The 12,020-nt window shown below is 68.9% G+C and carries 15 protein-coding genes and 2 pseudogenes; 10 read left to right on the plus strand and 7 right to left on the minus strand.

Translation table 11 applies throughout. The features are described from left to right. The first annotated feature begins 12 nt into the window (after positions 1 to 12). Genes EJC77_RS20515 through EJC77_RS17645 form a run of 4 tightly spaced genes read left to right on the plus strand, consistent with a single transcriptional unit; the run spans position 13 to position 3,638 of the window. Complete coding sequence (locus tag EJC77_RS20515) at positions 13 to 612, plus strand: hypothetical protein (protein ID WP_164520475.1); 600 nt, start codon at positions 13 to 15, stop codon at positions 610 to 612. Further along, positions 605 to 1,726, plus strand: a complete 1,122-nt coding sequence (locus tag EJC77_RS17635; protein WP_164520476.1) for a peptidoglycan-binding protein — start codon at positions 605 to 607, stop codon at positions 1,724 to 1,726. The genes EJC77_RS20515 and EJC77_RS17635 overlap by 8 nt, the downstream gene beginning before the upstream one ends. After that, on the plus strand, positions 1,723 to 2,436 hold the full coding sequence (locus EJC77_RS17640) for an ABC transporter ATP-binding protein (RefSeq protein ID WP_125615730.1): 714 nt from the start codon (positions 1,723 to 1,725) through the stop codon (positions 2,434 to 2,436). Before EJC77_RS17635 ends, EJC77_RS17640 begins: the two co-directional genes overlap by 4 nt. After that, positions 2,433 to 3,638, plus strand: a complete 1,206-nt coding sequence (locus tag EJC77_RS17645; protein ID WP_125615733.1) for an ABC transporter permease — start codon at positions 2,433 to 2,435, stop codon at positions 3,636 to 3,638. Before EJC77_RS17640 ends, EJC77_RS17645 begins: the two co-directional genes overlap by 4 nt. Positions 3,639 to 3,722: 84 nt before the next feature. Here the strand turns inward: EJC77_RS17645 and EJC77_RS17650 are convergent, their stop codons facing one another. Then, positions 3,723 to 4,859 carry a cation:proton antiporter gene (locus EJC77_RS17650; RefSeq protein ID WP_125615737.1) on the minus strand — a complete coding sequence of 379 codons (1,137 nt, stop codon included), beginning with the start codon at positions 4,857 to 4,859 and terminating at the stop codon, positions 3,723 to 3,725. 218 nt (positions 4,860 to 5,077) lie between these two features. Then, positions 5,078 to 5,608: a flavin reductase family protein gene (locus EJC77_RS17655; RefSeq protein WP_125615740.1), complete on the minus strand. Its 531-nt coding sequence runs from the start codon at positions 5,606 to 5,608 to the stop codon at positions 5,078 to 5,080. A 216-nt stretch (positions 5,609 to 5,824) separates the two neighbouring features. Between EJC77_RS17655 and rraA the strand changes: the two genes are divergently transcribed. Beyond that, complete coding sequence (gene rraA, locus EJC77_RS17660) at positions 5,825 to 6,292, plus strand: ribonuclease E activity regulator RraA (RefSeq protein WP_125615743.1); 468 nt, start codon at positions 5,825 to 5,827, stop codon at positions 6,290 to 6,292. A gap of 8 nt (positions 6,293 to 6,300) precedes the next feature. Here rraA and EJC77_RS17665 read toward each other — a convergent pair whose 3' ends face one another. The 3 genes from EJC77_RS17665 to EJC77_RS17675 all read right to left on the minus strand — a co-directional run bounded on the left by EJC77_RS17665 (position 6,301) and on the right by EJC77_RS17675 (position 7,932). Next, positions 6,301 to 6,930 (minus strand): RES family NAD+ phosphorylase, encoded by a 630-nt coding sequence (locus EJC77_RS17665; protein ID WP_125615746.1) that lies wholly within the window; start codon positions 6,928 to 6,930, stop codon positions 6,301 to 6,303. Positions 6,931 to 6,986: 56 nt separating this feature from the next. Continuing rightward, a complete protein-coding gene (locus EJC77_RS17670; protein WP_125615749.1) occupies positions 6,987 to 7,358 on the minus strand; it encodes a hypothetical protein in 372 nt (123 codons plus the stop codon). Between the two features lie 142 nt (positions 7,359 to 7,500). Continuing rightward, positions 7,501 to 7,932: an acyl-CoA thioesterase gene (locus EJC77_RS17675; protein ID WP_240630348.1), complete on the minus strand. Its 432-nt coding sequence runs from the start codon at positions 7,930 to 7,932 to the stop codon at positions 7,501 to 7,503. Between the two features lie 159 nt (positions 7,933 to 8,091). Between EJC77_RS17675 and EJC77_RS17680 the strand changes: the two genes are divergently transcribed. Continuing rightward, the gene (locus EJC77_RS17680; RefSeq protein ID WP_125615756.1) at positions 8,092 to 8,550 is read left to right on the plus strand and encodes a hypothetical protein; all 459 of its coding nucleotides are present in this window, start codon (positions 8,092 to 8,094) and stop codon (positions 8,548 to 8,550) included. Here the strand turns inward: EJC77_RS17680 and EJC77_RS17685 are convergent. Further along, positions 8,519 to 8,803 carry a thioesterase family protein gene (locus tag EJC77_RS17685; RefSeq protein WP_338069498.1) on the minus strand — a complete coding sequence of 95 codons (285 nt, stop codon included), beginning with the start codon at positions 8,801 to 8,803 and terminating at the stop codon, positions 8,519 to 8,521. The genes EJC77_RS17680 and EJC77_RS17685 overlap by 32 nt on opposite strands. 145 nt (positions 8,804 to 8,948) lie before the next feature. Here EJC77_RS17685 and EJC77_RS17690 point away from each other — a divergent pair. The 4 genes and pseudogenes from EJC77_RS17690 to EJC77_RS21235 form a co-directional block, all read left to right on the plus strand. Continuing rightward, positions 8,949 to 9,062, plus strand: a pseudogene (locus tag EJC77_RS17690) (FAD-binding protein); the annotation flags it as partial. Between the two features lie 553 nt (positions 9,063 to 9,615). Next, on the plus strand, positions 9,616 to 9,999 hold the full coding sequence (locus EJC77_RS17695; RefSeq protein WP_338069499.1) for a VOC family protein: 384 nt from the start codon (positions 9,616 to 9,618) through the stop codon (positions 9,997 to 9,999). 290 nt (positions 10,000 to 10,289) lie between these two features. Beyond that, the gene (locus EJC77_RS21230; RefSeq protein WP_240630346.1) at positions 10,290 to 10,607 is read left to right on the plus strand and encodes a GNAT family N-acetyltransferase; all 318 of its coding nucleotides are present in this window, start codon (positions 10,290 to 10,292) and stop codon (positions 10,605 to 10,607) included. Continuing rightward, positions 10,604 to 10,822, plus strand: a complete 219-nt coding sequence (locus EJC77_RS21235) for a GNAT family N-acetyltransferase (protein WP_240630347.1) — start codon at positions 10,604 to 10,606, stop codon at positions 10,820 to 10,822. Before EJC77_RS21230 ends, EJC77_RS21235 begins: the two co-directional genes overlap by 4 nt. Positions 10,823 to 11,176: 354 nt before the next feature. Here EJC77_RS21235 and EJC77_RS21240 read toward each other — a convergent pair. Continuing rightward, positions 11,177 to 11,756, minus strand: a pseudogene (locus EJC77_RS21240) (recombinase family protein). Between the last annotated feature and the right edge of the window lie 264 nt (positions 11,757 to 12,020).

Consider the following 12,020-nt stretch of genomic DNA (forward strand, 5'->3'; position numbering starts at 1 on the left):
CCGGGAGGAATGATGAGACTTCCACGGACCGCGGTCGGCGCCATTCTGCTGCTCGGTCTGGTGACCGGGCTGGTGGCCGGCTGCGGGGCGGCCGGTTCCTCCACACCGACGGTGCCCGCGCTGGGCGCCGGCAGCACCGGGATGGCCGGCGCAGGGCGGGCGGCGGCCGTCCGGGCCGCCGCCCAGTGCATCCGCGAGCACGGCGTCCCCGGGTACCAGGATCCGGTGCTTACCGCCGACGGGCTGGTCTTCTCCGACCTGCGCAGCCTCCAGGACGCGTCGCAGGCCACGATGGATGCCGTCCAGTCGGCGTGCGCCGGGCTGGCTGCCTCCGCCGGCTTCAACCCGCTGAGCGAACCCCCCGCCCCGCCCGCACTGGTGGCGGCAGGGGTCAAGGCGGCCGAGTGCCTGCGCGGCAACGGCTTGGCCAACTACGCGGATCCGACCGCACAGACCGGCTATGTCCCGGGGCACGGTTTCAGCGCGACCGGCAGCGAGATGCCCGCCGGCGGCAAGGCCGACCCCATCTGGCAGAACGCCGCCCACGCGTGCAGGTCCCTGCTCGACGCCGAGATCCTGGCCTCGACGCTGGGCAACCTGGGCCATGGCTGACGAGCCCGCGCGGGCCGGCCGTGGCGGACGCCGGGCCGCCGCAGCGGCCGTGCTCGTCCTTGCCCTGGCGGCCGCCGGTTTTGCCGGACAGGTCTTCTCCCGGCCGTCGGCCACCGACGGGTCCGGGCGTCCGGCGGGGTCGGCCGCCGTGGCGACGGCGCCGATCGTGCGCACGGACCTGGCCGACACGGTGCAGCTCGCCGGTTCCCTCGGGTACGGCACCGCCGAACCGGTGATCAACCAGGCCGCGGGTGCCGCGTATACGGCGCTGCCCGCGCCCGGCCAGACCGTCCGAGAAGGGCAGCAACTGTACGAGGTCGATGCCCGGCCCGTCGTCCTGTTCTTCGGCCCCCGGCCGCTGTGGCGCGACCTGGGCATCGGTGTCGCCTCCGGCCCCGACGTGGCCGAGGTCGTGACGAGCCTGGCGGCCCTCGGATTCGCGGACCCGCCCGACCCCGCAGCGGCCGGCGACTTCACGTGGGCCACCGCCGCCGCCGTCGAACGCTGGCAGGCGGCACTCGGGGTGGCCATCACGGGCGTCATCTCCCCCGGCGACGTCGTGATGGCGCCCGGGCCACTGCGCATTGCCGGCGTCACGGCCAGCCTCGGGCAGCCGGCCCAGCCGGGGCAACCGGTGCTCCAGGCCACCGGAACCACCGAGCTGGTCCAGGCACCGCTGCCGGTCGCCCAGGAGTATCTGGTCAGGCCGGGCGACGCGGTCACGATCACACTGCCGGACGGGAAATCCACAACGGGCGGCACGGTCACGGCCGTGGCGGCCGTGGCGACCGCACCGGACAGCCAGTCCCGGGACGCCAGCGGCCAGCCGGGCCAGCCCACCGTGTTGGTGACCGTCGCACTCAAGGGCCCGGCACCCGGCCTGGACCAGGCGCCGGTCTCGGTCAACGTGACAAGCGCCAGGGCGGTCGGCGTGCTGGCGGTGCCGATCAACGCCCTGCAGGCGCTGGCCGGCGGAGGCTACGCCGTGACCGTCGTGACAGGCCCAACAAGCCATCTGGTGGCCGTGAGTACCGGCCTGTTCACGGCCACACAGGTCCAGGTCCGGGGCCGGGGCCTGCGCGCCGGCGATTCCGTCCAGGTGCCGGCGCCATGAACGCCGCGGCCGGTGCCGCGCAGGCGCCGGTCCTCGAGCTCCGCGCGGTGACCAGGGTGTACCGGAACGGGGCCCCCGTCGCCGCGCTGCGCGGCATTGACCTGCGCATCGGGGGCGGCGACCGGGTCGCCATCGTCGGGTCCTCCGGCTCGGGCAAGACGACGCTCCTGAACGTCCTCGGCCTGCTCGATCGGCCGACGTCGGGCACCCTGCGGTTTGCGGGGCGCGACGTGGGCGGCCTCTCCGACGCCGACCTGTCCGCGATCCGGGCGCACCGGATCGGCTTCGTCTTCCAGCAGTTCTTCCTGCTGGACTACCTGGACGCCGTGGACAACGTGGCGCAGGGACTGCTCTACGACGGCACGGGCCGAAGGGAGCGCCGGGCCGCGGCGGTCGAGGCGTTGACCAGGGTGGGCCTGGCCGGCAGGCTCCGGCACAGGCCGTCGGAGCTGTCCGGCGGAGAACGCCAGCGCGTGGCCGTGGCGCGGGCCGTCGTCGGCCGTCCCGCCGTGATCTTGGCCGATGAGCCGACAGGGAACCTGGACTCCGGAACGGGCGCCGGCATCCTGTCGCTGCTGGCAGACCTGTCGGTCGATGGCACCACCCTGGTGGTGGTCACCCATGACGCGGCGGTGGCTGCCGCGATGACCCGACGCATCGAACTGCGCGACGGCCTGGTGGTCGCGGATGCCACGGCGGTCCGGGCATGAGCCGGGACCAGCGCCCCGGCCGGTCCCGGCTCACGCCGACCGACGCCCTGGTCGTTGGTTTCACCGGGTTGCGATCCCGCCCGCTCCGGGCTGCGTTGTCGGCGCTGGGGATCGCCGTCGGCATCGCCGCGGCGGTGGCCGTCCTGGGCATTTCCGCCTCGTCGCAGGCCAACCTCCTCGACCAGCTGGGCCGGGAGGGCAACCTGTTGACCGTCGCGGCGGGCCGGTCCCTGAGCGGCGCCCCGGCGCCGCTTCCGCCCCAGGCCGCCGGCATGATCGGGCGCATCCCGCCGGTGCAGCGGGTGACCGCGACGGCCCTGGTGCCCGGCGCCACCGTGCGGCGCACGGCGGCGGTGCCGACACTCCAAACGGGTGGCATTTCGGTTGCCGCCACGGGATTGGACCTGCTCAACACCGTGGACGGCAGGGTGGCCCGGGGTGCGTTCCTCAATGCCGCTACCAGTCACTACCCTGCGGTGGTGCTCGGCGCCGCGGCCGCCCAAACACTCGGCATCGACGCCGTGCCGCCCGGCACCCAGGTGTACATCGGCACCGGATACTTCAGCGTCGTGGGAATCCTCGACCCCGTCTCGATCGCCCCGGAAATCGACCAGTCCGCCCTGGTCGGCTTCCCGGCCGCGACGTCCCTGCTGGGTTTGGCCGCGGGCCCCACCCAGATCTATCTGCGCTGCGTCCCCGACCAGGTGCGGCAGGTCGCCGCCGTGCTGCCGTTCACCGCCGATCCGGCCAGTCCGGAAGCGGTCCAGGTGCGGCGCCCGTCCGACCTGCTGGCGGCACGGGCCCAGGCCAAGACCGAGTTCACGGGGCTCTTCGTCGGCCTGGGGGCCGTGGCCTTGTTCGTCGGCGCCGTCGGGATCGCCAATGTCATGGTCGTTTCGGTCCTGGAGCGGCGCGGCGAGATCGGCCTGCGCCGGGCCCTGGGCGCGAAGCGGGTGCACATCGCCGTGCAGTTCATTGTCGAGGCGGCGGTGTTGGCCGCCCTCGGCGGACTTGCGGGCATCCTCCTGGGGGCCGCGGGAACCGCCGGGTACGCCGTGGCCACGTCCCAGCAGGCGGTCCTGCCGCTGTCCGCGACGTTGCCGGCGGCCGCGGCCGCACCGGTGGTCGGCATCCTTGCGGGCCTGTATCCGGCGCTGCGCGCGGCGCGCCTCGACCCCGCCACGGCGCTGGCGTCGCCCTAATACCGGGTCGCCCGCGCGAGGCGCGCCCGTTGATTCCTCGCCAAGTGCGGGTGTTGCGTTCCAACACCCGCACTTGGCGCGGAATCAACGAGGCCGAGGAGTGCCGGCCACGGCACGTCCGGCCGCGACGGTTGCGGCGACAATCGTGATGAGGGCCCCCAGAAGGAGTGCCGCCGGTTCGCCGGGGCGCAGCAGATGTTGTTGCACACCGATGGTGGCCGCGGCGACGGGAACCCCCAATTGCGAGGCCGAGAGGACCGCCAGGGACAGCGGGAGCCCCAGCAGCCTCATCACCCCGTGGACCACGATGGCGCCCACCCCGAGGGCAATGCCCAGGGCAATCATGCGCGGATGATCGGCCAGCTCCCGAAGATTCAGTGACGCGCCCAGCCACAGGAAAAACAGCGGCCCCAGGAAGCCCTCGGTGAGCGCGAAGAGTTGGTGCGCCAGTCGGCGCGGTTCCCCCACGGCGGAGACGGCCAAGCCAAAGGCGAAGCCGGCCAGCATGATCGAGACATGGCTCCACACCGCCAAGCCGGCCAGGGCAAACAGTATGGCCAACTGGATCCGCAGTTCGAGGGCGAATTTGCGGGATTCCGAGACGCGATGGATTCGGCGCCGCACGCCGCTGCGCTCGGCGCTCCGAAGGAGCAGGAAGATGAGTCCGGCGCCGCCCAGGACTGCCAGCGAGCCCAGCGCGGCGGTCCCGGCATGGGCGGGGTCCACGGCCAACGGAAGCGCCACGATGGCCAGGACGTCGGCCATGGCGACCTGGGCGGTCAGGGACAGGACGTCGGGCCCGGCCAGCCCCACCGACCCAATGATGGGCAGGACGAGGGCGGCGGATGAGGAGGCCAGCAAGACCACGTACAGGGGTACGTGGGCGCTGCCGAAAACGGCGGCGATCCCCACGCCCGCGGCGGCGGCCAACACGGCGACGGCGGCCATCCGGAGCGCGCCGGATCCCACGGCGGAACGGATCCGCCTGTCGCGGACCGGAACGTGCGTGCCGGCGACAAACATGACCAGCGCGAAGCCCAGGTCCGCCAGCATCGTGAACGTGGGATCGGTGGCGTTGACAAGGTTCAAACCCGTCCGGCCGACAAGAATCCCGGCAAACAGCTCGCCCACCACCACGGGAAGCCGCCATCCGCGCGGCAGCGCCAGCAGGGGCCCCAACAGCGCCACCGTCGCGATCAGGGCCAGCTCGGGGAAGCTCATGTAGTGCACACTACGTCAGCGGATGCCCGGGCCCCGTCCAGCGGGCCGGGTGTCAGACCAGCGGAGTGAGCGGGCGCAGCGCCGTCGAGGACTGCACGGCCGCCGCCAGTTCCACGAGCGCCCGCCCGTACGTGGCGGCGAGGTCGACGGTCACGGGCAGGGCGGCCGTGTGCGTCGCGCGGTAAGGTAAGTGGGGCTGCCGTCCACACCGACGACGATCATGCGACGGACACCAGCCGTCCGGCCCTCGATTCGATCGTGCCGGATTCAACGCTCGCGTACGCGCCCTTGTAGAACAGCAGCGGGTCGGCGTCCACCCGGGCCGCCATGGCCCTGACCGCACCGACGACGATGGTGTGGTCGCCGCCGTCGTACTCGGCGTGCAGCTCGCAATCGATCCAGGCCAGCGCGCGGCCCAGCACCGGGTTGCCGAGCGGCGACTGCCCGTACTCCACCCCGGCGAACTTGTCCGTGCCGGAGCGGGCGAACTGGTTGGCCAGCCGCTGCGCCCCGGCGGGCAGGATGTTGACGGTGAACCGGCCGGCGTCGCGCAGGGCCGGCCAGCTGCTGGAGGACCTGGCCGGGTTGAACGACACGAGCGCCGGCTCCAGGGACAGCGATGTGAACGACTGGCACGTGAAGCCGACCGGGCCGGCGGGGGTGGCGGCCGTGATGACGGTCAGGCCGGAGGCGAAGTGCCCGAGGATGTGGCGCATGCGGGCCGGGGACACGTCATGGTCGTGGCTCATGGGCTGTCCTTCCGTGCATGGTCCTCATCCGGCCGCGATGGCGGCGGCACGGCGAGGGACGCGGCCTGCCCTTCACCTAACCACGGTCCCCGCACCGGCCACAAGCCGACGCGTAGCACGCCGAAATACTCGCCTGTGCGTCGGTCACGTGCCGCCGCCGTGCGCCCCGACGCCTATGCTGGCCACAGCACCTGTGGCCGACCGATTGGAGCTCCCATGTCCGTGTCCACCGCCGACCTGTACGACGCGCGCGGCGACGAGCTGGCGTCCATCTCCCTGCAATTCAGGTCGTTCGGCGCGCTGTCCTCGTTCAGCGGGCCCGCCCGGACGGTGCGCTGCTTCCAGGACAACGCGCTGCTGAAGTCCATCCTGTCGACCCCCGGCGACGGGGCCGTGCTGGTCGTCGACGGCGGCGGCTCGCTGGAGACCGCGTTGATGGGCGACCTGATCGCGCAGCTGGCCGTCGACCACGGCTGGGCCGGCGCGATCATCAACGGCGCCATCCGGGACAGCGTCGCCATCGACGACCTGCCGCTGGGCGTGAAGGCGCTGGGCACGAACCCGGCCAAGAGCACCAAGACGGGTGCCGGGGACGCCGATGTGGTGGTCCGCATCGGTTCCGTCGACGTCCGCCCGGGCGCCACGGTCTACTCCGACGCCGACGGGATCCTGGTCGAGGTGTAGGGCCGGGGTCAGTGGATGGTCACGTCCCACTGGCGAGCCCAGGCGACCAGATCCCTGTCGGTGCGCTCGATCGTGCGTTCTGCGGCTATCCGAACGGCAACGTGCTCGAAGATGGCCCAACACTCACCGTGATTCAGTCTGGACCGATACCGGATGCCGCCGTAGCACGGGGCACCGGACTCGCTCGTGGCGGTGTATATCTCGGCGGCCATGGCGCGAGTCAGCGCCCTGTCATGGCCCACGACATCGTCGGCATCGAGATGATCGATGCTCCGGCGGGCCAAGTCACCCAGCAGTCGGTCTTCCAGCCAGCGCCATGTCTGGGGGTTATCGATGTCAACAAACGGCAGTGAAGAATCGATCTCCAGCGAATAGATTCGCCGCATGTCCCGCCAGTCTGCCGGGAGATTTCCCGGGAGCATGAGGTGGCTTTCCTCAGCGAAGTCGAGGGCCTTGGCGAATGGGCTGGGCCGAAACCGAGCACACACTTCGTGAAAGCATGTTGCGGCGTCGGACGCGGCATACAGGACTCCTCCGCCGGGCACGTCGAACCGGTTACCTTGTTTGGCCAATCGCGCCTCGACTGCTCCGATCCACGAGAACGCTGCCGGGTCAATCGCGCGGGAGACCCGCAACATGGTCGTTGGCGGGAGGCAGGTCTTCGGTTCCGCGCTGCTCACAATCTGTTGGGCTGCTATCCGCCGGTGACAAACGCCTTGGCCGCAGCGAGGACATCGCTGTGGCGGCCGTCGATGAGTACCTCCAACGGAGACAGGTCATCGAGTTGTGGATTCATCCCCATGAACCATGCCCGGACGGTGTGCGGTGAATCCACCTGTGCCAAGTATCGAAAAATGAAGTGCGCGTCCCGCATGGCCTTCTCGGTGGCATCCGGCATGGAAACCGACCCATCGGCATAACGCCGGACCGATTGGACACTCTTGCGGGCAAGGGCTGCCGTCATTGCAGGTCCGAGATTGTCGAACAGGTAGCGGACGATGTCAGCTGCGCCGAGTTCGGCAGTCTCACGGTGCACCGTGTTGACCCCGGAAACCTGACGTCTCATTTTTGATCACCATCCAATCGACTCTTGCTTCTATTCTGGCGTAGATCTGTAACTGATCTTATCTTCTAACGCATCGGCGGGGCAAGGGAGACGCCGTCCCTTCACCGATGATTTCGACGAGCTCAATCACCGACGACCTCAATCACCGGAAGTCGGAGGGGCCTGTCAGCGGGGCCAGCAGGGCGCGCTTGTCGGGTGCGACGCGCATGAGGGTGCCCGTGTCCTCGTGGAAGAACGCCAGCACGGTCTCGGCGTTGACGCACCGCGCACCGGTGACCGGGTCGAAAATCGCGTACGCCACCGTGAAGCTGGCCCCCTTGACGGCGCTGATCCACACCTCGATGCGGGCCGGGATGTTGCGGTAGTTCAGCGGGCTCAGGTACTTCACCCGGTGCTCCACGACCAGCGCCTGGGTGCTTGCGGGCAGGTCGGCGAACACGGGCAGGTCCACCTCGATGCCCGGCAGCCCGGTCCCCGCCGGCGGCCCGAACGCGTGGATGCGGGCCTCCTCCAGGATGCGCACGATCTCCACGTTGTTGACGTGCCCGTAGGCGTCCATGTCGCCCCAGCGCATCGGGACGTGCAGCGTCAGCCGCCTGCCGGCGTCGTTCTTCTTTTCCACGCGTTTCAGCGTATCGCGGCGGCACCGTGTGGTCGCGGCCGGGCGGGTTGTCCGTGGACTGGTCAGCGAAGACCCGGGAAACATCCAGAACCGTTCGCTAGCATGGCCGCCATGCGGGATAGCGTTACGCCACGGCGACACGTGGAACTGGTCTTGGTGCCCATTGTGGCTGCCATCGCCATGGCGTTCGTCGTCGGCGCCATCATGCTCCATCGCGACGGCACCTGCCCGGCGGCCGGCTGGAGCAACGCCGTGAAGGTGGCCACGCACGGCAACCTGGACGACGTCGCGGCGGTCACCTCGTGCGCGGGGCTGGGGTGCGTGCCGCAGGGGCCGTCGTTCGCCAACCGCGCCAAGAACGGCGTCGGGCTGTTGGTCGATGACGGCCGGGGCAAGTTCGTGCTCAACGTCGGCATGGCCGACCCCACCTCGGTGACCCTGCGCGCGTTCGATTCCTCCGGCCGGGTGCTGGCGCAGCAACGCTACGAGTTGAACTGGACGCGGGTGGGCGGCACGCAGGAGTGCGGCGGCCCGATGGTCACCGACCAGCTGGCGCTCGCCATCCCATAGGCGGCGCGCCGAACACGGCCTTCTCGGCCACCCCGATGATGCGCGATTCGATGCTGAACCGCTGCCACAGCCTCAGCGACCTGCGGAAGGAGATGGTCTCGGCGCCGGCCACGGGGTTCCGACGGCGTTCGCGCAGGACGCGCCAGATGCCGCTGCGGACCGTCAGGTCGAACCGGCCCAGGTCCATGAGCGAGAAGTACACGCCGTTGTTGATGTGCAGGTTCACATCCGCGTCCGTCGGCCAGACGCGCATGCGGACGCTGGAGTCGCCCCAGACCTCCAGCGGGCGACGGCGGCTCGGAACATCCGCTCGGCGCGCTGGCAGGCGAGCCGTACGGTCATGGCATACCGTGAATCGTGCCGCGAAGCGACCGGCGCGGACTGCGGGAAAGGTCTCCATGCTGAAAGTGGAGGAGCGCTACCTGGCCACCGCCGTGTTGGTCATCGGCACTGGAGGAGCCGGTCTGCGCGCCTCCATCGAGTTGGCACAGGCCGGTGTTCAGGTGTTGGCGGGGTGGAACGCGTTGCGACCCCGGCCGCGGATCCGCAGATCGTGGCCCTGATGCGGGACGACGACTCGGCGACCGGCAAGCTCATCGAGAAGGAACTTCCGCCTGACGACAGCCTGGTCACCAGGGCCCCACTGGCAGCACCGGAACGGAGGGTGCCACGTACATGCGCCATAACGGAGAATGCGGCCCTCGACCGGTACGGTCTCAAAGGAGCAGAGCCCACGCGCGATTGGGCAGCCGTTCGTGATGGTCGGAGCCGGGCTGGCCGGCACCCAGACGTTCGAGGTAGAACGGCGGAAACCATCGGTCTCGCGGTGATCGCTTCATCTCAGCTGGCTTGCGGCAGCGTGGTCGGGGTCCCGAATACCCCTATGCGCCGTCGTCGCACCCCAGATAGCGTGAGGTCCAGGAACGGCGTTCCATTGGCCGGAGAGGTTGGTTGTTCAGATGGGATCTGACGAATCACGGGAACCCGATTCCGGGAAGATGGATGTTCCTTCGAAGACCCCGGACGACCGGGATCCGAGGCCCCCTGGTGCTGGCCTCGGCTGTGATGTTCGTGGCCGAGCTCGACCGTTCCGTGGCGTTCTACCGGGAATTCCTCCGATGGGAAGTCACGCTCCACAACGATTCCGTGGCGCTGCTGGTGGGGCCTGCGGGATACCAGTTGTACCTTCGCGCGATGGGAACGCGGGCGCAGCACCCCGAGGGCAATATTGGCGTCCAGTACCTCATCTGGACCGCCGCGGATGAAGACGACCTGGACCGCTGTGAGCGGGTGTTGCGGACACACTCCGCCCAGGTCTTCAGGCGTGCCGCAGAGGGTTTCAGTTTGGTTGAAGGATTGGGTCCCGACGATGTTGCGGTGATGGTGACCTATCCGGGGCCGGCACAGGCACCTCGGCACGAGATCCTGCAACGAATCTACCGCTGGTAGCTTTCCCTTGACTTCACAAGCCGGAGGGGCGGTGACGTTTTGGGGCGTGGCCGGGCGGCTGCGGCGGTGTGAATCGCAGCGCTGTGTGGCGGTGTTCGGTCAGCGGTAAATGGCCGCTTCATATCCCGGTGACGCTCACGGGGGCGTGGCCGGTGCGCTGGATCGCCCGGTAGCCGGTCCCTCAGCGTGCGCGACGTGTTCGCTGCGCATCGGGGCCCAGTGGGTTTCGTGGTGCACTCGGTCTGGCGTGCAGGCACGTGTCAGCCGGGCCATTCGAATATGATCGTGTGATGGTTCGCCTTATCGCTCCGGACGTAAGTTACCACTCCTCCTGGCTGGACGGGTCCGAAGAATTCGACGGCGCCCACAGGGACGGCGGCGGTGGTGAAGACTGGCCCCTGGAAGAACTCAGGGACCTCCCGTCATTCCGCCGCTTTGTCGACGCCCTCGTCAACGATGCTTTGCCGGAGAGCCCGCGGAAACCGGGGTACGGGCCCTGCACGTACTTGTGGATCATGGAAGGGAACACGTTCCTTGGCTCACTGGCCATCAGGCACGAGTTGACCGATTTCCTCCTCAACGAGGTGGGCACATCGGCTACAGCGTGAGGCCCTCCGCGCGGCGCCGCGGCCACGCAGCGAAGGCGCTGGCTGATGCGCTGCCGGTGGCCCGGGATCTTGGAATCTCCCGAGTTCTGATCACCTGCGATGAGAACAACGCCGGCTCCCGGGCGACCATCGAAAAGAACGGCGGCATCTATGAGGACACCCGCAACGGCAAGCGCCGCTACTGGGCCGATACCGTCCAACCGGGCAGACCCTGAATCCACCTACCGGGATGCCGCAGGAAAGTGACGGATCCCGGCCACTGCCGAGGCGTCTTGCTGGGCTGTCCTGGAGCCCAGGGACGAGGCAGCGCCTCAGCGGAATCCTAAATCTGCCGAACACGTGCGCCGGCAGATCCGGGACAGCTTCGCCGCAACCTTCATCGGGTTGACCCGGCCAATCCGACGATGGCCGGCGGCCAGGGCTCGCGTCTCATGGACTACCGTCCATGACACACTCGATGCGCTCGATCGCAAGAACGGCGAGTTGTGTTCCATGACCTGTGGATTTGATCGCTCTTTGGCGGCGTTCTGTGATCGCTTGGTGTCGCCTTCAGGGAGGGTGCGACGCGGCTAGTTCGTGAGTGCTCGCGACCGTCTATAAAACGTTGCTCGGGACATTCCGAGATCGCGGGCAACCTGCGCAGCGGGCTCGCCGCCTTCGACCAGACGGACAGCGCTTCGAATCTGACTGTCAGTGACCCGGCGGGGTCGGCCGCCAAGGTCCTTTCCAGCTTCTCGGCGTTTGCTGATGGAATCGGTCACGCGTTCGCGTTTGATCTCGTGTTCCATTTGCGCGAGGGCGGCCATGATCGTGAACAACATCGACCCCTGGGTGTCGCGGTGTCGACGTCGTCACCGCCGAGGTTCAACACGCGCAGGCCCGCGCCTCGGCCGCGGAGTTCGTCGGCGAAGGCGAGCATGTTCTGGGTGGATCGTCCGAGCCGGTCCAGCGTCGTGATGACGAGGGTGTCGCCATCGATCAGCGCATCGAGTGCCCGATCGAACGCGGGTCGTGAGCTCGCGCCCCGGATACGCCGTGATCAACGTAGAGGTCATCGCGTCGGACCCCGGCGGCCAGGAGGTCCGCCTGCTGCCGGTCGGTGGACTGCTGCCGCGTCGAAACGCGTGCATAACCGATCAGTTTCGTCATGGGCTACTCCGCTGTGTCTCGTAACTATCGGTAGATACACCGGTTCAACCAGAAGGTTTCGAGACATAGTTACGGGAATTGCCGGCCGCGGACGAACCCACACCATTTGTCATTTTCCGAAGTCGACTGCACAAATAACCGAAGTCGACTGCATAGCCCTCTCGTGCCCGTCTGGGGAACCTCCAGGGTCCCGGAAAAGTCGCGTGTCAGCAGGTCAGCAGGCATGTGAGGGCCCGGTCTGGATCGCGGGCGTGGTGTCGTAAC

The sequence above is a fragment of the Specibacter cremeus genome, assembly GCF_003946885.1.
GTDB lineage: Bacteria > Actinomycetota > Actinomycetes > Actinomycetales > Micrococcaceae > Specibacter > Specibacter cremeus.

What these genes read in the sequence shown, in the direction of transcription:
- EJC77_RS17670 (WP_125615749.1), bottom strand. Translation starts at nt 7,358, where the DNA reads ATGAGACGTCAGGTTTCCGGGGTCAACACGGTGCACCGTGAGACTGCC.
- EJC77_RS17685 (WP_338069498.1), bottom strand. Translation starts at nt 8,803, where the DNA reads ATGCGCGTCTGGCCGACGGACGCGGATGTGAACCTGCACATCAACAAC.
- EJC77_RS17695 (WP_338069499.1), top strand. Translation starts at nt 9,616, where the DNA reads ATGTTCGTGGCCGAGCTCGACCGTTCCGTGGCGTTCTACCGGGAATTC.
- EJC77_RS21230 (WP_240630346.1), top strand. Translation starts at nt 10,290, where the DNA reads ATGGTTCGCCTTATCGCTCCGGACGTAAGTTACCACTCCTCCTGGCTG.
- EJC77_RS17640 (WP_125615730.1), top strand. Translation starts at nt 1,723, where the DNA reads ATGAACGCCGCGGCCGGTGCCGCGCAGGCGCCGGTCCTCGAGCTCCGC.
- EJC77_RS17635 (WP_164520476.1), top strand. Translation starts at nt 605, where the DNA reads ATGGCTGACGAGCCCGCGCGGGCCGGCCGTGGCGGACGCCGGGCCGCC.
- EJC77_RS17650 (WP_125615737.1), bottom strand. Translation starts at nt 4,859, where the DNA reads ATGAGCTTCCCCGAGCTGGCCCTGATCGCGACGGTGGCGCTGTTGGGG.
- EJC77_RS17680 (WP_125615756.1), top strand. Translation starts at nt 8,092, where the DNA reads ATGCGGGATAGCGTTACGCCACGGCGACACGTGGAACTGGTCTTGGTG.
- rraA (WP_125615743.1), top strand. Translation starts at nt 5,825, where the DNA reads ATGTCCGTGTCCACCGCCGACCTGTACGACGCGCGCGGCGACGAGCTG.
- EJC77_RS17645 (WP_125615733.1), top strand. Translation starts at nt 2,433, where the DNA reads ATGAGCCGGGACCAGCGCCCCGGCCGGTCCCGGCTCACGCCGACCGAC.
- EJC77_RS17655 (WP_125615740.1), bottom strand. Translation starts at nt 5,608, where the DNA reads ATGAGCCACGACCATGACGTGTCCCCGGCCCGCATGCGCCACATCCTC.
- EJC77_RS17675 (WP_240630348.1), bottom strand. Translation starts at nt 7,932, where the DNA reads ATGCGCTGGGGCGACATGGACGCCTACGGGCACGTCAACAACGTGGAG.
- EJC77_RS20515 (WP_164520475.1), top strand. Translation starts at nt 13, where the DNA reads ATGAGACTTCCACGGACCGCGGTCGGCGCCATTCTGCTGCTCGGTCTG.
- EJC77_RS17665 (WP_125615746.1), bottom strand. Translation starts at nt 6,930, where the DNA reads ATGTTGCGGGTCTCCCGCGCGATTGACCCGGCAGCGTTCTCGTGGATC.